29 protein-coding genes are annotated in these 16,871 nt (G+C 43.3%); 27 read left to right on the forward strand and 2 right to left on the reverse strand.

The window, feature by feature from the left end; translation table 11 throughout:
* Nucleotides 1-95: 95 nt before the first annotated feature.
* The 27 genes from ACTB1O_RS11650 (at nt 96) to ACTB1O_RS11780 (ending at nt 15,633) form a co-directional block, all read left to right on the forward strand.
* Complete coding sequence (locus tag ACTB1O_RS11650) at nt 96-506, forward strand: 30S ribosomal protein S19 (RefSeq protein ID WP_462995309.1); 411 nt, start codon at nt 96-98, stop codon at nt 504-506.
* 8 nt (nt 507-514) lie between these two features.
* Nucleotides 515-976 carry a 50S ribosomal protein L22 gene (locus ACTB1O_RS11655; protein ID WP_462995310.1) on the forward strand — a complete coding sequence of 154 codons (462 nt, stop codon included), beginning with the start codon at nt 515-517 and terminating at the stop codon, nt 974-976.
* Nucleotides 976-1,707, forward strand: a complete 732-nt coding sequence (locus ACTB1O_RS11660) for a 30S ribosomal protein S3 (protein ID WP_462995311.1) — start codon at nt 976-978, stop codon at nt 1,705-1,707. The genes ACTB1O_RS11655 and ACTB1O_RS11660 overlap by 1 nt, the downstream gene beginning before the upstream one ends.
* A complete protein-coding gene (gene rpmC / locus ACTB1O_RS11665) occupies nt 1,708-1,914 on the forward strand; it encodes a 50S ribosomal protein L29 (RefSeq protein WP_462995312.1) in 207 nt (68 codons plus the stop codon).
* A complete protein-coding gene (locus ACTB1O_RS11670; protein ID WP_462995313.1) occupies nt 1,911-2,192 on the forward strand; it encodes a ribonuclease P protein component 1 in 282 nt (93 codons plus the stop codon). Before rpmC ends, ACTB1O_RS11670 begins: the two co-directional genes overlap by 4 nt.
* Nucleotides 2,193-2,194: 2 nt before the next feature.
* Nucleotides 2,195-2,521 carry a 30S ribosomal protein S17 gene (locus tag ACTB1O_RS11675; protein ID WP_462995314.1) on the forward strand — a complete coding sequence of 109 codons (327 nt, stop codon included), beginning with the start codon at nt 2,195-2,197 and terminating at the stop codon, nt 2,519-2,521.
* A complete protein-coding gene (locus ACTB1O_RS11680) occupies nt 2,518-2,916 on the forward strand; it encodes a 50S ribosomal protein L14 (RefSeq protein WP_462995315.1) in 399 nt (132 codons plus the stop codon). The genes ACTB1O_RS11675 and ACTB1O_RS11680 overlap by 4 nt, the downstream gene beginning before the upstream one ends.
* A 12-nt stretch (nt 2,917-2,928) precedes the next feature.
* Nucleotides 2,929-3,294 carry a 50S ribosomal protein L24 gene (gene rplX / locus ACTB1O_RS11685; protein ID WP_462995316.1) on the forward strand — a complete coding sequence of 122 codons (366 nt, stop codon included), beginning with the start codon at nt 2,929-2,931 and terminating at the stop codon, nt 3,292-3,294.
* Entirely contained in the window at nt 3,294-4,022 is a 729-nt protein-coding gene (locus tag ACTB1O_RS11690) for a 30S ribosomal protein S4e (RefSeq protein WP_462995317.1), read from the forward strand. The genes rplX and ACTB1O_RS11690 overlap by 1 nt, the downstream gene beginning before the upstream one ends.
* Nucleotides 4,019-4,525, forward strand: coding sequence for a 50S ribosomal protein L5 (locus tag ACTB1O_RS11695; RefSeq protein ID WP_462995318.1), 507 nt, complete (start codon nt 4,019-4,021; stop codon nt 4,523-4,525). Before ACTB1O_RS11690 ends, ACTB1O_RS11695 begins: the two co-directional genes overlap by 4 nt.
* 1 nt (nt 4,526) lies before the next feature.
* Nucleotides 4,527-4,703, forward strand: coding sequence for a 30S ribosomal protein S14 (locus ACTB1O_RS11700; RefSeq protein WP_462995319.1), 177 nt, complete (start codon nt 4,527-4,529; stop codon nt 4,701-4,703).
* A 16-nt stretch (nt 4,704-4,719) separates the two neighbouring features.
* On the forward strand, nt 4,720-5,112 hold the full coding sequence (locus ACTB1O_RS11705; RefSeq protein ID WP_462995320.1) for a 30S ribosomal protein S8: 393 nt from the start codon (nt 4,720-4,722) through the stop codon (nt 5,110-5,112).
* Nucleotides 5,113-5,123: 11 nt separating this feature from the next.
* Complete coding sequence (locus ACTB1O_RS11710; RefSeq protein ID WP_462995321.1) at nt 5,124-5,648, forward strand: 50S ribosomal protein L6; 525 nt, start codon at nt 5,124-5,126, stop codon at nt 5,646-5,648.
* A gap of 5 nt (nt 5,649-5,653) precedes the next feature.
* Nucleotides 5,654-6,094: a 50S ribosomal protein L32e gene (locus ACTB1O_RS11715; protein WP_462995322.1), complete on the forward strand. Its 441-nt coding sequence runs from the start codon at nt 5,654-5,656 to the stop codon at nt 6,092-6,094.
* Nucleotides 6,087-6,539, forward strand: a complete 453-nt coding sequence (locus ACTB1O_RS11720; protein WP_462995323.1) for a 50S ribosomal protein L19e — start codon at nt 6,087-6,089, stop codon at nt 6,537-6,539. The genes ACTB1O_RS11715 and ACTB1O_RS11720 overlap by 8 nt, the downstream gene beginning before the upstream one ends.
* The gene (locus ACTB1O_RS11725; RefSeq protein WP_462995324.1) at nt 6,539-7,066 is read left to right on the forward strand and encodes a 50S ribosomal protein L18; all 528 of its coding nucleotides are present in this window, start codon (nt 6,539-6,541) and stop codon (nt 7,064-7,066) included. The genes ACTB1O_RS11720 and ACTB1O_RS11725 overlap by 1 nt, the downstream gene beginning before the upstream one ends.
* On the forward strand, nt 7,066-7,683 hold the full coding sequence (locus tag ACTB1O_RS11730) for a 30S ribosomal protein S5 (protein WP_462995325.1): 618 nt from the start codon (nt 7,066-7,068) through the stop codon (nt 7,681-7,683). The genes ACTB1O_RS11725 and ACTB1O_RS11730 overlap by 1 nt, the downstream gene beginning before the upstream one ends.
* On the forward strand, nt 7,683-8,144 hold the full coding sequence (locus ACTB1O_RS11735) for a 50S ribosomal protein L30 (protein ID WP_462995326.1): 462 nt from the start codon (nt 7,683-7,685) through the stop codon (nt 8,142-8,144). The genes ACTB1O_RS11730 and ACTB1O_RS11735 overlap by 1 nt, the downstream gene beginning before the upstream one ends.
* Nucleotides 8,145-8,151: 7 nt before the next feature.
* On the forward strand, nt 8,152-8,577 hold the full coding sequence (locus ACTB1O_RS11740) for an uL15m family ribosomal protein (RefSeq protein ID WP_462995327.1): 426 nt from the start codon (nt 8,152-8,154) through the stop codon (nt 8,575-8,577).
* A 24-nt stretch (nt 8,578-8,601) separates the two neighbouring features.
* Complete coding sequence (secY, locus tag ACTB1O_RS11745; protein WP_462995328.1) at nt 8,602-10,035, forward strand: preprotein translocase subunit SecY; 1,434 nt, start codon at nt 8,602-8,604, stop codon at nt 10,033-10,035.
* 8 nt (nt 10,036-10,043) lie between these two features.
* Complete coding sequence (locus tag ACTB1O_RS11750) at nt 10,044-10,619, forward strand: adenylate kinase (protein WP_462995329.1); 576 nt, start codon at nt 10,044-10,046, stop codon at nt 10,617-10,619.
* An 8-nt stretch (nt 10,620-10,627) separates the two neighbouring features.
* Nucleotides 10,628-11,245 carry a DUF106 domain-containing protein gene (locus ACTB1O_RS11755; RefSeq protein ID WP_462995330.1) on the forward strand — a complete coding sequence of 206 codons (618 nt, stop codon included), beginning with the start codon at nt 10,628-10,630 and terminating at the stop codon, nt 11,243-11,245.
* Nucleotides 11,246-11,247: 2 nt separating this feature from the next.
* Complete coding sequence (gene cmk / locus ACTB1O_RS11760) at nt 11,248-11,775, forward strand: (d)CMP kinase (protein WP_462995331.1); 528 nt, start codon at nt 11,248-11,250, stop codon at nt 11,773-11,775.
* Between the two features lie 143 nt (nt 11,776-11,918).
* Nucleotides 11,919-12,845 (forward strand): ABC transporter substrate-binding protein, encoded by a 927-nt coding sequence (locus ACTB1O_RS11765; protein ID WP_462995332.1) that lies wholly within the window; start codon nt 11,919-11,921, stop codon nt 12,843-12,845.
* Entirely contained in the window at nt 12,821-13,843 is a 1,023-nt protein-coding gene (locus ACTB1O_RS11770) for a FecCD family ABC transporter permease (protein WP_462995333.1), read from the forward strand. The genes ACTB1O_RS11765 and ACTB1O_RS11770 overlap by 25 nt, the downstream gene beginning before the upstream one ends.
* Nucleotides 13,844-13,845: 2 nt before the next feature.
* A complete protein-coding gene (locus tag ACTB1O_RS11775; protein ID WP_462995334.1) occupies nt 13,846-15,081 on the forward strand; it encodes an ABC transporter ATP-binding protein in 1,236 nt (411 codons plus the stop codon).
* 36 nt (nt 15,082-15,117) lie between these two features.
* Nucleotides 15,118-15,633 carry a cob(I)yrinic acid a,c-diamide adenosyltransferase gene (locus ACTB1O_RS11780; RefSeq protein ID WP_462995335.1) on the forward strand — a complete coding sequence of 172 codons (516 nt, stop codon included), beginning with the start codon at nt 15,118-15,120 and terminating at the stop codon, nt 15,631-15,633.
* Between the two features lie 24 nt (nt 15,634-15,657).
* On the opposite strand, the gene ACTB1O_RS11785 is transcribed toward ACTB1O_RS11780, so the two are convergent.
* The gene (locus ACTB1O_RS11785) at nt 15,658-16,455 is read right to left on the reverse strand and encodes an energy-coupling factor transporter transmembrane component T family protein (RefSeq protein WP_462995336.1); all 798 of its coding nucleotides are present in this window, start codon (nt 16,453-16,455) and stop codon (nt 15,658-15,660) included.
* 1 nt (nt 16,456) lies between these two features.
* Nucleotides 16,457-16,871: ATP-binding cassette domain-containing protein (locus ACTB1O_RS11790; RefSeq protein WP_462995337.1), on the reverse strand; the 415-nt coding region annotated here is incomplete at its 5' end.

Below are 16,871 nucleotides of genomic sequence, written 5' to 3' on the forward strand. Positions count from 1 at the left end.
CCCTAAGACTGTGTCACGCGGCACATCACCTGGAAGAAAGGTTTGTTCAATCGCTGACAAGAGGACCTGAAGGAAATAAAGGGGTGTAGCAAACTATGGCAAAAAAACAGCAGAAGAGGTTGCCGAGGCGAAAAGAAGAATTCACCTATCACGGCTACAAAATTGAAGAACTTCAGCAGATGAGTCTAAGCGAGCTTCTCCCAATCATGCCAGCCAGAGCACGCCGCAAAATAAACCGCGGTGTTGAGGAAGGTCATGAGAAGCTTCTTGCTGAATTCAGAGAAGGCAAAGAACGTATCAGGACACATATCCGTGATATGGTCATTATGCCTGAAATGGTCGGAAAAACTGTTGAAATTTACAACGGAAAGGACTTCTTAGAGGTAGAAATACAGCCCGAGGCTGTATTCATGTATCTTGGAGAGTTCGCACTGACAAGAAGACGTGTCAGCCATGGAAGTGCAGGTATCGGTGCAACCAGGTCCAGTAAATTCGTTCCACTGTAGTGATTGTAATGGAAAGAACAAACTATTCACTTAAGATGGACGGGGTTAAAGTTGCCCGTGCAAAAGCAAACGAACTCCCATGTTCTCCAAAGCATGCAATTGAGATTGCCAAGTTCATAAGAGGCAAAAACACTAAGCAGGCTATCGCCTACCTTGAAGATGTCATTGAACTGAAAAAGGCAATTCCATTCAAGAAATTCAACAGAAACGTCGCACACAAACGCGGTCTTGACAAATGGGATGCAGGAAGATACCCTGTAAAGGCATCAGCATCATATCTGAAACTTCTCAGATCTGTTGAAAAGAATGCCGAGTACATTGGTCTTGACACCGAAAAACTCGAAATATTCCTCGTGTCTGCCAGCAGAGGCAGAAGAGCCCGCGGAATCTTCCCACGTGCAATGGGAAGAGCAACACCAAAAATGGCTGAATCCGTGAATGTGGAAGTATTCGTAAGAGAGGTGGAGTAATGACAATAGAAAGAAGATTTGTCCAGGACGGTATACGCAGTGCACGTGTCGATCAGTTCCTCACAAAAGAACTGAAAAGAGCAGGATACGGCGGAATGGATATCGTTCGTACTCCTCTCGGCACACAGATTACAATCTTTGCTGAAAAGCCTGGTATTGTCATCGGAAAGGGTGGTAAAGTAGTCCGTGAGATTACAGCAACACTTCAGAATGATTACGATATTGAATCCCCACAGATTGAAGTTCAGCAGGTAGACAATCCGTCATTCAATGCACAGATTATGGCAGAACGCCTTGCAAACTCACTTGAGCGTGGCTGGTATTTCAGAAAGGCAGGATCAAGCATCCTTCGCCGTATTATGGAGTCCGGTGCACTTGGTTGTGAAGTTGTCGTCTCAGGTAAACTCACAGGTTCACGTTCACGTGTTCAGAAGTTTACCCAGGGGTACATCAAACACGCAGGTGAACCAAGTCTGACAATAGTTGAGCACGGATTCGCACTTGCAGTCAAAAAACTTGGTACAATAGGATGCCAGGTTAAGATTGTGCCTCCGGGAGCACTGCTTCCTGATCACTTTGAAGTGGCAGAGCCTGAAGTAAAAGCTCCTGTTTCAGAGGAGCAGGCCCCTGTTGAAGAGCCGGAAAACATCCCTGAAGAAGATTCACTCGGAGAAGAGATTGACGCAGAGATGGAAGCCGCAGAAGACATTCCTGTAGTGGAGGATCTTTAAATGGCAATATTCCGTGCATCAGAAGTATCCCAGTTCAGTGATGTGGAACTTACCGAACAGCTCGGTAAGCTCCAGCTGGAACTTGTTCAGGATCTTGGAAAGGTAAGTGCAGGTGGAGCACATGAAAATCCCGGACGTATCCGTGAGATTAAACGCACCATCGCCCGTATCAAAACAGAACAGAACAAGCGGAGAAATAAGGCTTGATTACTCTTCAGAATATCTGTATGCATGAACTGATAGGACTGGAGGCAAAAGTCTCCGGTTCAACCAATCCTAAACAGATTGGAATTAGTGGTGTCATCGTTGATGAGACAAAAAATATGTTTACAATAAATTCTGAAGGCGGCCTTAAGAAAGTGCAGAAAAAAGGCGCAGAATTTGACCTGAAACTTCCAGATGAGGCCCGAATAAGGGTTGATGGATCAGTGTTGATTATGCAGCCAGAAAAACGAATCAGCATGCGAATCAAAAATCTGAGGTAAATATGGCTAAAAATATAGGGTTAAACGTCACCGCTCCTGAAAAGGAATGTAACGACGTAAACTGTCCATTTCACGGCACTTTGCCAGTACGCGGCCAGGTGATTACCGGTAAAGTCGTGAGTGACCATATGCAGGAATCTGTTGTGGTAGCAAGAGATTACCTGCACTACGTGAAGAAATACAAGCGTTACGAAAAACGCTCATCAAAGCTTCACGCACACAGCCCGGCATGTATTGGTGCAAAAGTCGGCGATACAGTAAAAATTGCCGAGTGCAGACCAATATCCAAGACAAAGACATTTGTTGTTGTAGAGGTGTCTGAAGAATGAAAGCTATACAGTCCAAAATTCCAAGAGGACTTTGTACAGGCTCAAGACTAACATGTTCAGACAATACCGGAGCACGCAAAGTACAGATTGTATCTGTTGACAGATTCCATGGTGTCCGCAGACGTCAGCCCAAAATGGGTCTCGGCGACATGGGTACAGTCAGTGTAAAGAAAGGTACTCCTGAAATGCGCCGTAAACTTGAAAAAGCGGTTATTATCAGGCAGGTATGTGAGATCAGAAGAGTAAACGGACTTCGCCTGACATTTGAAGATAATGCAATGGTCATTACAAATGAACGCGGCGAACCAAAAGGAACAGAGATTAAAGGACCTGTTGCCCGTGAAGTTGCAGAGCGTTACCCAAAGATCGGCTCAATGGCAACAATCATTGTATGAGGTGAAATTGTAATGGTAAGAATTGCAAGCACTCAGCCAAGAAAACAGCGCAAAGCACGTTACAATGCACCCATTCACTCACGCGGTAAATATTTGAACGCACCTTTATCAGAGGAACTTCGCGAGAAGTATGAAAAACGTTCATTCCGTGTAGTGGAAGGCGACACCGTAAAGGTGCTCCGCGGTGATTACAGAGGCGAAGAAGGAATTGTAGACGGTGTTAACTCAGAAAAAGGTACAATCATCGTTCACGGCGTATCAGTTACAAAAGTGGACGGAACAGAGGTACCAAGACCTGTGTATGCATCAGTCGTAGAGATTGTAAAGCTCAACCTCAAAGACAAACTTCGTGAGGAGAGACTGGAGGGTAGGAAATAATGTCAAACCATATGAAAAGACTCAGTTCGCCATCAGGATGGCGTATTGCGAAAAAGGAAAACACATTTGTAGCAAAGACATCCTCTGGTCCTCACAACAAGAACGCAATGCCAATGGCAGTGTGGCTCAGAGATCACATGGGTCTTGTTCTCAACATGAAAGAGGTCAAAAAGGTTCTCAAAGATCGTTCAGTCCTTGTAAACGGTGTTGTCTGCACTGACTCCAAATTTGGAATAGGCGTATTCGACATTGTTGCAATCCCAAAGATTGAAAAATACTTCAGAATTCTTCGCAACAAAAAAGGCGACTATGTTTCTGTTCAGATCTCAGAAGAAGATGCAAAAACACGCCTCTGCAAGATCGCAGACAAGACAATTGTAAAAGGTGGAAAAATCCAGCTGAATCTTCGCTATGGTGCAAACATTATAGTTGATTCACAGGATTACAAGCCAAAAGACTCAGTTGTCTTAACAATTGCAGGAGATGACCACTTAAAAATTGTAGATCACTTCGCATATGCAGAAGGAAACTCAGCAATGATTATCGGCGGCCGCCATTCAGGAAAGGTAGGCACTATATCAAAGATTGATGTAACTCCCGGAAGCATAGCAAACAGGGTCTACTTAAAAGATATCAAAGGTGGAGAGGATTTTGACACCGTTGAGGATTATGTCTTCATGGTCGGAACATCCGAACCGGCAATCAGCCAGTGGGGAATTGAAGAATGAACTCAATGCAGAACGTACATATTGACAAGATAGTCATCCACATGGGTGTCGGCGAATCAGGTGAAAAGCTTGTAAAAGCCGAGAACATCATGCATGAGATCTCAGGTCAGAAGTCAGTACGCACAGTTGCAAAGAGAACACAGCCCGCATTCTCCATCAGAAAAGATCAGCCTATCGGATGCAAGGTCTGCCTGAGAGGAAAGGCTGCAGAGGATTTTGTCAGAACATCACTTGATATTCTTGAGAAAAAACTCTTTGCAAGTCAGTTTGACAAATCCGGAAATCTCGCATATGGTGTTGAAGAGCACACAGACTTTCCGGGCCAGAACTATGATCCAATGATCGGTATCTACGGCATGGATGTAAATGTAGTTCTTGAAAAGAACGGCATTCGTATTGCAAGAAGAAGCATCGAGAAAAAGAAGCTTCCACAAAAGCAGAGAGTGTCAAGAGAAGAAGCCGTCAAATTCATGCAGGAAGAATTTGGCGTGGAGGTACAGTAAAATGACGCAAAATAAATCGAACAACGAGGAGGCACCCACAAAGAAATTTGGCCGTGGTGCAAATACGTGTCAGATGTGCGGCAGAAAACAGGGTCTTGTACGCAGATACAATATCATGCTTTGCCGCCAATGCTTCCGTGAATATGCCAGCAAGATTGGCTTTAAGAAGATGAACTAAACAGAGGTGCTTAAAAATGACAAGGTTAAATCCAATTGCAGATGCAATGAGCACAATCAAAAACGCTTCTGATGTAGGTAAGACAGAATGTATTGTCGAACCTGCAGGAACGCTTCTTGGAGCTATGCTCGGTATAATGAAGGAAGAAGGATACATCAACGGCTTTGAACTTATTGAAGACGGAAGAGGAAACCAGTTTAAGATTTCTCTTAACGGAAACATCAACAAATGTGGTGTAATCTCTCCGCGTTTCACAGTAAAAACCAATGAGCTTGAGAAATGGGAGAACCAGTACCTTCCGGCAAAGAACTTCGGAACACTTCTGGTCAGCACATCAAAAGGCGTCCTTTCACACGAAAACGCACGTCATCAGGGTGTTGGCGGAGAACTTCTGGGATATGTATACTGAGGTGACAAAAAATGGTTACACAAAAAACAGTTACTATTCCGGAGGGTGTTACTGCTGAAATGAACGGAACAACTCTTGTTGTATCCGGTCCCAAAGGCAGACTCGAAAAGAATATGCGCTACCCTAAAGTCAGCGTCAGGGTTGAAAACGGCGAATTCGTCGTTGAAACCGATTCAACAAGGAAGAAGATCTATGCAATGATCGGAACCTATGCATCTCATGCAGAAAACATGTTCAGGGGTGTTCAGGAAGAGTATGTCTATACGATGAAAGTTGTATACAGTCACTTTCCAATTCAGCTTAAAGCAACTCCCAAACAGCTTGAGGTCGCAAACTTCCTTGGAGAGAAGGAAACACGCATTGCAAAGATTCCTGAAGGTGTCAAATTAAAAGTCGAAAGCGATGAAATTGTCATCACCGGCATTGACAAGGAACTTGTTGGAATGACGTCAGGAAGAATCGAAAGAGCAACAAAGGTCCGCGGCCGTGATTCACGTGTCTTCCAGGACGGAATATATATTGTTAACAAGGCGTGATTCCGATGGCTGACGATAAAATAAGATTAATAAAAGCAAGAAATGCGCAGCGTGGAACCTTCAAACGCCAGGGTCTTTCAAGAAAAAAGAAGCTCGATGACGTATGGAGAAGACCACGCGGTCTTCAGAGCAAACAGAGAAGACAAAAAAAGTGCAAGGGAATTCACCCGAGACCAGGCTACGGCAGTCCAAGAGCAGTACGTGGTCTGCACCCTTCAGGATATGAAGAAGTGCTTGTATTCAATGTAAAAGACTTAGAAGGTCTGAATGCAGAGACACAGGCAATCAGAATTTCAGCAACTGTCGGTGGCAGAAAACGTCTTGATGTTCACGCAAAAGCCGATGAAATGGGATTGAAACTCCTTAACAGAAAAGTGGTTGCAGTACCTTCAGCAACAACAGAAGAACCTGAAACAGAAGAGGAAGAGGTGACAGACGATGAGTGACCTTAAAAATCAGAAACGTATGGCAGCTTCAGTCCTCAAATGCGGTGTTCACCGTGTAAAACTTGATTCAGACCGTGCAGAAGAGATCTCAAATGCAATCTCACGTGATGATGTCAGAGGACTCGTTGAAGAAGGTGCAATCGTTGCAAAGCCGGTAAAAGGCAACAGCCGTGGCAGAGCACGCAAACTTATGGCAAAGCGTTCATACGGACACTGCAAAGGTCCGGGACGCAGGAAGGGTGCAGCAGGAGCACGCAACCCGTCAAAGAGAGCATGGATCAGAAAAATTCGCGCAATCAGAAGAGAACTTCGTGAACTCCGTGATAGCGGCGAAATTGATGCACACGTATACAGAATAGTATACAGAAAAGCTGCCGGTGGGCAGTTTAGAAGTGTTGCACACATGAAGGCCCAGCTTGAACAGATTACAGGGAGGATGGAATAATGGCAACAGGCCCAAGATATTTTGTCCAGTTCCGCAGGCGCAGAGAAGGTAAAACTGACTACTACAAGCGCTTAAAGCTCGTAGTCTCAGACAAGAACAGAATGGTTGTCAGAAAGACAAACAAACAGATCATCTGCCAGCTTGTCGAGGCACAGCTTGAAGGCGACAAAACACTTGTCTCTGCATACTCAGGCGAACTTGTAAAATACGGATACAAAGGTGCAACAGGAAACACACCTGCAGCATATCTTACCGGCATGCTTTTTGCCGTAAGAGCATTCAATGCAGGATACGAGGATGCTATCCTCGATATCGGTCTGCACCGTGCACAGTATGGTGCAAAAGTGTTTGCTGCACTTAAGGGAGCTGTCGCAGCCGGTCTTAATGTTCCTCACGGTGAGGACATTTTACCTGATGATGACAGGGTAAAAGGCGTAACAATCGCTGAATACGCACCAGAAAGAGCAGGCGATCTTGTTGAGAACGTCGAAGCTGTTGAAGATGCAATAATGAAGGAGCTGAAATAATGGCCTTTGAACAGGAAGTATGGATTCCTCTCACCGGTCTTGGAAAACAGGTTGCCGCAGGCGAGATAAAAAGCATCGATGATGTTTTGGAGAGCGGCAGACCTATCAAGGAACCACAGATTGTGGATTACTTCATCCCTGAACTTGAGGATGAGGTTTTAGACATCAACATGGTTCAGAGAATGACAGACAGTGGAAGACGTGTAAAATTCCGCTGCGCTGTTGTTGTAGGAAACCGTGACGGATACATTGGCTTTGGCCAGGCAAAGGATGCCCAGGTAGGAAATGCTATCAAAAAGGCAATCGCCAATGCAAAACTCAATATCATCAAGATAAAGAGAGGATGCGGCAGCTGGGAATGTGCATGCGGACAGGGTCATTCGATCCCAATGCGTGTCACAGGAAAAGCAGGCAGTGTTAAAGTTACACTTATGCCGGCACCACAGGGCATAGGAATTGTCACCGGCGACATCGGTAAAAAGGTGCTTCAGCTCGCAGGTATCCGTGATGTATGGACATCTTCAAGCGGTCAGACACGTACCACAATCAACTATGCAAAAGCAGTATACGATGCACTCCTGCAGGCTAATCTTGTAAGAACAGGAGGCAACAAATAATGTATGTCGTAGTTCAGGTACGTGGTGTTGTAAACACCCGTAAAGAGATTAAAGACACTCTCAAGATGCTCCGCCTGCACCACATCAATCACTGTGTCCTTATTCCGGAAACACCCGCATACATGGGTATGATAAGGAAGGTCAAGGATTACGTGGCATTCGGAGAGATTGATTCTGAAGTTCTTTCAACAATCCTTGAGACACGCGGACGCCTTACAGCAAATGAGAAGCTTACTAATGAGTATATCAAAGAAAACTCACAGTATGCAGATATTAAAACATTTGCAAAGGCAATCTGTGCCGGTGAGGCTCAGATTACAGACGTTCCGGGATTAAAACCGGTTCTTCGTCTCCACCCGCCCAGAAAAGGATACAAGTCGATCAAGCGCACTTTCCAGCAGGGCGGTGCTCTTGGAAACTATGGAAGCGAGATTAACAATCTCCTCTACAGGATGAGGTGAAGAGAAGATGCCTGTAAACAAAAGATCTAAATATCGTGGTTCACGCACATGCGGCGGAGGTACACACAAAAACCGTCGTGGAGCAGGTAACCGTGGAGGAAGAGGTCGCGCTGGTCACAGAGATCACCGCTTCTCACATTACTTCCTTCTCAATGAGATACACAATGGAAAACATGGTTTTGTAAACAAAACCGGTAGTTCAAACAAAGTAATCGATGTCGGGGATCTTGATCAGATCCTTGATGCACTCGTCCTAAGGGGCGTTGTAACTGTCGACGGAGATGTCTTTGTAATTGATGCAGAGCAGATCGGAATTAATAAAATACTTGGCGGTGGAAAAGTTACACATAAGATGAACATCACTGCCGAGGCATTTTCCGAAACTGCCAAAGCAAAAATCGAAGCAATAGGTGGTCAGTTACTGACCGCTTAAGATCATTTTTTTGGTGAATCATATATGGGAGCAATGCTGGATCGAATGGAACCGCTGCTGGCGGCAATGCCCGCTGTCAGAAGTCCGGAAGGGCACGTCCACTTCAAAAACAAGGTGATATGGACAATCGCAGTTCTAATATTGTATTTTTTACTGACTAATGTTCAGATTTTCGGACTCAGTTCCGAATCGCTGGACTGGCTCGGAATGTACCGTGCCCTTCTTGCCGGTGCAAGTGGATCAATTGTCCACCTTGGTATCGGGCCTATCGTCACTGCATCTATCGTTCTCCAGCTTTTAAACGGTGCTGACCTTCTTGGAATAAACACATCCGACGCACGCGGTCAGGTCATGTACATGGGTCTTCAGAAACTGATGATCTTTGTAATGATTGTAATTGAAGCCGCACCAAATGTTATCGGAGGATTTCTAAAGCCTGACCCTGCAGTTGCATTGCAGTTCTTCGGTGGAAGTATGATGGCAGTATCACTTCTTATATTTCTTCAGCTCTGTCTGGGAGGCTTATTGATATTCCTCCTGGATGAAGTTGTAACCAAATGGGGAGTAGGTTCAGGTGTAGGTCTTTTCATTGTGGCAGGTGTATCACAGGGTCTTATAAACGGTTTCCTAAACTGGGCACCTGTAAGCGATGCATACCCGATAGGATTTTTCCCACGCCTGTTTGCTATCATAGGAGACGGTGCAAACTTTATCGAATACTTCAGTCTTGACATTCTAGCACTTCTGACAACACTGCTGATATTCGGCCTTGTTGTATATGCAGAATCAACAAGAATTGAGATCCCGCTTGCACATGCAGCAGTACGCGGTGCAAGAGGAAGATTCCCTGTAAAACTCATATATGCAAGTGTTCTTCCAATGATTCTTGTACGTGTTCTTCAGGCAAACTGGCAGATGTTCGGTCTTTTCCTGAATAATATGGGAATAACAATTCTCGGAACATTTGACGGTCAAAGCCCTGTAAGTGGAATTATGTATGTCACAGCGCCAATTAACAGCCCGGGTGACTGGATGTGGTGGATAACTGATCTCGGTCATCCCATCTGGGAAGTCATCATGAGAATGGGAATTGATTTCGGAGTTATGGTGATCGGTGGCGCAATCTTTGCACTGTTCTGGGTAAAGACTGCAGGTCTTGACTCTTCACATGTTGCAAGACAGATTCAGAGAAGTGGAATGCACATACCGGGATACCGCAGAAACGAACAGGTTCTTGTAAGGTATCTTGACCGCTATATCCCGCGTGTCACTGTAATAGGTGGTGTTGCAGTCGGTCTTCTGAGTATTCTTGCAAACTATCTGGGTGTTATAGGCGCTGTTGGTGGTACAGGACTTTTACTTACAGTAAGTATAGTATACCGCCTCTATGAGGAAGTTGCAAGCGAACAGATAATGGAAATGTATCCGTTCATGCGCAGTTTCTTCGGAAAGGAGTGATAAAAAAGATGTCTAGAGGAAAAAAGGTAGTAATAACAGGTGTTCCCGGAGTAGGGAAGACCACAGTTATTGATGCCTCGATGGAGGCTTTGAAAGCTGAAGGAGTAACATACACCTCCATCAATTTTGGAACATGCATGTTCGAAGTAGCATGCGATCAGAGTATAGTCAGTGACCGTGATGAGATGCGAAAGCTGGATCAGGAAATTCAGAGAAGTCTGCAGAAGACTGCAGCACAGGTTATCGCAAAGATTCATGAGAATATTATCATCGACACACACTGTACTGTAAGCACACCAACAGGGTACCTTGCAGGACTCCCTTCATGGGTATTACAGGAATTAAATCCTGATATCATTGTTCTTGTTGAAACAGACGAAGATCAGATCCTAAAACGCCGCCTTTCCGACACATCCCGTTCAAGAGATATGGAAGGATACATGGCCATAAAGGATCATCAGAGGTACAACCGTTATATGGCAGCGTCATATTCGATGCTGACAGGATGTACTGTAAAGATTGTCAGAAATCTTGACTATTTACTCGAGAATGCTGTCACTGAGATGACAGAACTTCTTAGGTGAGAAATTCTATGGCAAAGACAACAAATGCTAAACCTGCAGGCGGAGGAGGGATGTTTACATTCCTCATAATTATGGTCCTTGTCATGATTGTCTACAGTGTCCCCTTTCTCAGATCAGGTATTGCAAATGCTGCTGATCTGGTATTAAGTCCGTTTCACAGCATTCTAGGGGTTTCCTGGCCTATAATGATTCTTGTTCTGGCAGCAATTACCGGATGCTACTCTTCACTTCTTCAGAAATATACAATAGACTATGAGAAGATGCAGAGAGTTCAGAAAAAGATGAGAGATTTTCAGAAGGAATTTCGTGAGGCGCAGCTTTCAGGAGACGAAAAGAAAGTACGTAAAATGGGCGAGAAACGTGACAAGATGATGCAGGATCAGCTTGCAATGTCACAGGAACAGTTCAAACCGCTGGGCTATATCATGATTATTACTATCCCTATCTTCCTCTGGTTGTTAGAGATGGCACCTTTTATGGGAACAATTACGTTTCCGTATATGGGTGAGGTAGATCTTCTGGCACCAACAGCTCTGTTTCTGCCGGCATGGATCTTATGGTACATGCTGTGTTCACTGACATTATCCCAGGTAATCAGAAAAACCCTTGATATAGGGGGTCTCTGATTTTGAGAATAACTGTCAGCGGCCCTCCGGGCAGCGGCACAACCTCTCTTTCAAAATATCTTTCATCCAGACACTCTTTTGATCTTATCTCGGCTGGCGAAGTCTTCCGAAGTCTTGCAAAGGATAAGGGAATGAACTTAATAGAGTTTGGAAAACTCTGCGAGACAGATCCTGCTGTTGATAAATTAATTGACGAAAAGCAGAAAGAGATAGGAGAAAAGAAAGACAATATCATTATTGAAGGCAGACTTGCCGGACATATGATAAAAAATGCTGATATCAGGATATGGATTGCGGCATCAGCGGAATGTCGTGCAAAAAGAATTGCAGAAAGAGAAGACGAATCTTTTGAATTAACAAGAGATGAGACAATTCTACGCGAGAATTCAGAATCAGCAAGATACAAAAAATATTACAATATTGATATTTTTGATCTGTCAATATATGACCTGGTTATAAGCTCTGAAAAATGGGGAAAGGAAGAGCTTGCAAAGGTTGTTGATTTTGCTCTTGAAAATATCCGGATTTAATTTTTTTAACTCCCAATTTTTAGGAAATCAGATTAATAAATTGATTTTTACTGATATTATATACAAAAGCAGTATTAATATCAGCTTAGATTGTTTTAAATTAAGTTAAGCAAATTTTTATTGAATAGCATTTAATATAAATTATGAAAATCTGCACCAGATTATTTTTTTTACTTTTAATCCTGCTTTTTACATTTGCATCAGGGTGCACAGACACCTCTGTTCAGACAACAGGAGATGAAGTTGTCACAATTACAGATGATACAGGAATACAGGTCACAATACCAAAATATCCGGCAAGGGTAATATCACTCGCGCCAAGCGAGACTGAGATATTCTATGCAATAAATACTGAAAATTCCGGAGTTTCACTTATCGGAAGAAATGATTATGACGATTATCCGGAAGAGGTAAAATCAGTCCCTTCAGTAGGCGGTCCGCATACACTTAGCATAGAATCAATAGTCTCAAAAGACCCGGATCTTATAATTGCGACAAGTGTTGCAGACAAAACAACAATAGAACAGCTCAGAAATCTCGGGTATCCTGTACTAGTATTCGAATTAAATACATTTGATGATGTTTATAGAAATATAGATTGCCTGGGTACTGCTTTGGGACTTACCGAAAGTTCTGACAATCTGGTTTTGGGCATGAAATCAAAGGTAACTGAGATAGAAAGCATGCAGCATGAAATACAGTCACCAAAGACTATGTACGTCGTTGCTGCAAAACCACTGTATGTAGCAGGCAATAATACACTACAGAATGAAATGATACGCTATTCAGGCGGTGAAAATATTTTTTCTGATCTGGAAGGTTATTTTGTTGCATCTGACGAGGCAATAATAAACAGGGCACCGGAAGTAATTATTGTGCCATCAGGCCATGGTACAATGAATGTCGATTATAAGAAACAGTTTCTTTCAAATGAACAGTTTAAAGATGTCCCGGCTGTGAAAAACGGTAAAATCTATACTGTAACAGCTAACGTGGTTTCAAGACCGGGGCCGAGGATCACAGAAGGGCTGGAGTTATTTTATAAATGTATAAACGGCGAAACACAATAATTGCGTCAGCAGGACTTTTTGTCCTGACCCTTATTGTGATGCTTTTTTCAACAGGAATAGGCGAGTCAAATATAAATCCCCTGACTGTATTTGCAATACTCACGGATTTCATAACAGGCCAGACTCCTTACTGGTCAGGCGGCGATGAAACAATTATAATGGGAATACGCCTCCCGAGAATAATCCTTGGTGCACTCGTTGGGGTGTGTCTTGCAATGAGCGGGGCGGCGCTGCAGAGCCTTTTTCGAAATCCTATGGCAGATCCGTTTATTCTTGGTATATCAAACGGAGCTGCACTAGGTGCAACGATAATATTTGTCTATGGCACAGCCGGAATCATAGGGTTTTACAGTCTGCCTGTAATGGCATTTATATTCGGGCTTGCAACAATATTTCTTGTATATCATGTGGCAAGAGTCGGAAACCAGGTGCCTGTCAATACTCTTCTTCTTTCAGGTATCGCAATCTCCGCTCTTTTCTCGGCTGTTAACTCATTTATTATGTTTACCGGGGGCCAGAATCTCAATCAGATAATGTTCTGGACAATGGGAGGTCTTTCCGGACGCGGGTGGGACTATGTCTGGATAATACTCCCGTTTACAGTTGCAGGAATAATTGTGATGCTTACACTTACAAGACAGATGAATGCCCTTATGTTTGGAGAGGAATCAGCACAGTATCTTGGAATTGAAGTTGAAAAGCTAAAAAAGATTCTTCTCATAACAACGGCACTTATCACAAGCGCTGCAGTTGCCGTAAGCGGAATAATAGGTTTTGTCGGGCTTATCATACCCCATATTGTAAGGCTTATAACAGGCCCGGATCACCGTATATTAATTCCTGCGTCTATCTTTGCGGGTGCGATTTTTATTGTTGTTGCTGACATGTTTGCAAGAATTATAATTGCCCCTGCCGAACTTCCTCTCGGGGTTATTACCGCACTCTGTGGAGCACCGTTCTTTTTGTATCTGTTAAGGTCAAAGAGGGGTGAACTCTGATTATGCCGATAGAAGCTAAAAATATCCGGTTTGGATACAGGGAATCAGATGATGTTTTAAAGGACATGAACTTCACCTGCCATGATAACAGGGTTACCGGCATAATCGGCCCGAACGGATGTGGAAAGACAACTATCCTCAAGGTTATTGCCGGATTTTTAAAACCTTTATCCGGAACAATAAGCTACAATGAAAAGTTATCATCTGATTTACATCAGGCAGACCTTGCAAAGCTACGGGCGGTAGTTGAGCAGAGTGTTTATACTCCGTTCTCATTTCCGGTTTATGATTATGTGATGCTTGGCAGGACACCTTACCAGAAGAATTTCTCTGTCGACTCTAATGAAGATCACAGAATTGTTACGCAGAGTATGAAAGATGCCAATATCCTTTCATTTCAGACAAGAAAAATAAATGAACTTTCAGGCGGAGAACTTCAGCGTGTTATGATTGCAAGGGCACTTGCACAGCAGCCTGATTATCTGATGCTTGATGAACCGACATCCCATCTTGACATCAGACAGCAGCTCGAACTTATGAAACTCCTCTCAGGAATTTCAAAGGAGAAATCTGTTTTATGCATAATACATGAGATAAACCAGGCTTCTGCGTACTGTGATGACATTGTCATTACAAAAGGCGGTTATGTCTTAAAAGAAGGAAAGGCAACTGATGTACTTTCTGCCGATATTCTGGAGGATGTTTTCGGTGTTCTTGCGATGCAGTTTAAGCACCCCGAAGGCAGAAAAAAACAGTTTATATTTTCTCTTCCGCCGGAAAGGCAGGCAGAAAAATCTGTAAAAGTGCATGTCATAAGCGGGGAGGGTATGGGCAGGCAGATAATCCTCTCCTTAAAATCAGCAGGATTTGATGTCACAGCCGGTATATTAAATGTGGGTGACCAGGACTATGATACATGTATTTCAGCAGAGGTGGAGGTTATCTCAGCACCTCCGTTTTCAAGATATTCTGATTCCGAAGTGCTAAAACTTAAAAAAATCTGTGACAGAGCAGATGTAATAGTTATCGTTGCAACAAATGTAGGATTCGGAAACCTGCCCAATCTTGAAACAGTATCCGGTTATGTCGGTAAAAAAGAGATTTTCTTTGTAAATCCGGACAAAACCTTCAAAAAAGGGGATATGACAGACGGCCGTGCAACAGAGATCTATAATTTCATCTGCAAGAATGCAAAAGTGGTCTCAAATGTCGATGAACTCTTATCGGAGCTTTTATAATCCGGATTAGTAAATAAATTTAAAGGACTTTTGGCGATGAACAGGGGATACATTCAGATAAACACAGGGGAAGGAAAAGGAAAGACAACAGCGGCACTTGGCACATGCATCCGGACCTTAATTGCCGGCAGGAAAGTCTTTTTCGGCCAGTTTGTAAAAGGCCGGGAGACCGCCGAGCTCAAACTTTCAAAATACTTTGAAAATTTCCATATTGAGCAGTACGGAGACGGATGTTTCATCTACAAAAAGCCTGATGATAATGATGTCCTGATGGCACATGAAGGACTTCTGAGATGTGCAGAAGCCATGAAATCAGGAGAATATTCTCTTGTTGTAATGGATGAGATAAATATCGCCATAAAGAGCAGACTTTTAACAACAGATGATGTAATTGATGTTCTTAAAAATAAGGCGGAAAAAACAGAGGTCATTCTTACCGGACGCAATGCGCCGGAGGCGCTTATTGATATGGCAGATCTTGTAACCGAGATGAGAAATGTAAAACATTACTTTGACAACGGAGTTTCTGCAAGAGAAGGAATAGAATACTAATTTTTTTTTGAAAAATAGTGATATTCAGGGGAAAAGCCCCTTAAAATAAAAATAAACCATGACAACTGTTGCGACTGTTACTGCGGTTATCATCAGGTAATCAACTGAAACATACGCTTTTTCCGACAGCGGAGTTCTCCTCATTGTTCTAAGGCCTCTGAGATCGATTGTAAGCCCCAGTACATTCGCCTTTCCAAGTGCATTTGACACAAGCGGGATTATAATTGGTGTTAATGATCTTACCTTTCCTGAAATACCCCTTCCCGGGTTATATGCCCTTGCCATTTGTGCCTCCTGTATCCTTTTTCCCTCCAGCTGAAGACTTGGAATAAATCTGATTGCAATAAGAAGCATGAGAGTGTAGTCAACAGGGAGCCTCATCGTCTGAAGTGCATGGACAAGATCCCTTGGCTGTGTTGAGATTATGAGAATCTGGAATGCAAAGAGCATTGCAAAGAACCTCAGAGACAGTATAAGAGCAAAATTAAGTGCACCCGTCGTGATGGCAATATGTCCGCCTATAACAGGAAGGAAAGACGGTATAAGATATCCTATAACATCGCCGGACTGCATTGTCAGAACTGTAAGAAGCAGAAGTCCGCATGACAGGAATAAAAGCATCGGTACCTGTCTTAAAAGTTCCATTGAGAATCTGCCTGCTACCGATAAAATAAAGAGTATTATTACAAGAGCCGCGATTATAACCGGTTTTGTTGAGATTATGGATATAAGAATTACAAAGATCAAAAAGACTATCTTTGTTAAGGCATTCATTTTGTGGAATATTCCGTCTATTCTTTTGTACTGAAGAATTTCAGCCATCTTATTCACCTCCATTAATGGTGCACATATCACTCGTTATCTTCCCGTCAGCCATCGTAATTATTCGTTTAGCATGATTTTTCACTATCTTCATGTCATGACTCACCATAATTACAGTATGACCCTGAAGACTCAGATTCTCTAAAATTCCCATTATCCTTTTGGATTCTATCGGATCAAGACCTGTTGTTGGCTCATCGAGAATTATAACCTCAGGTTTCATTGCCGTGACACAGGCAATTGCAAGACGCTGTCTTTCACCCCTGCTCATCGAACGGGGAAAACTTCCCGCCTTATCTGAAAGACCAACCTCTTTTAAAACCCCGGCTATTGATGAAACATCCGCTTCTGTATCCTTTCCAATGTTTTTTAAGCCAAATAAAATCTCCTTTTCAACAGTGTCCTCAGATCGGAAG

It is taken from the genome of Methanomicrobium sp. (assembly GCF_055145805.1).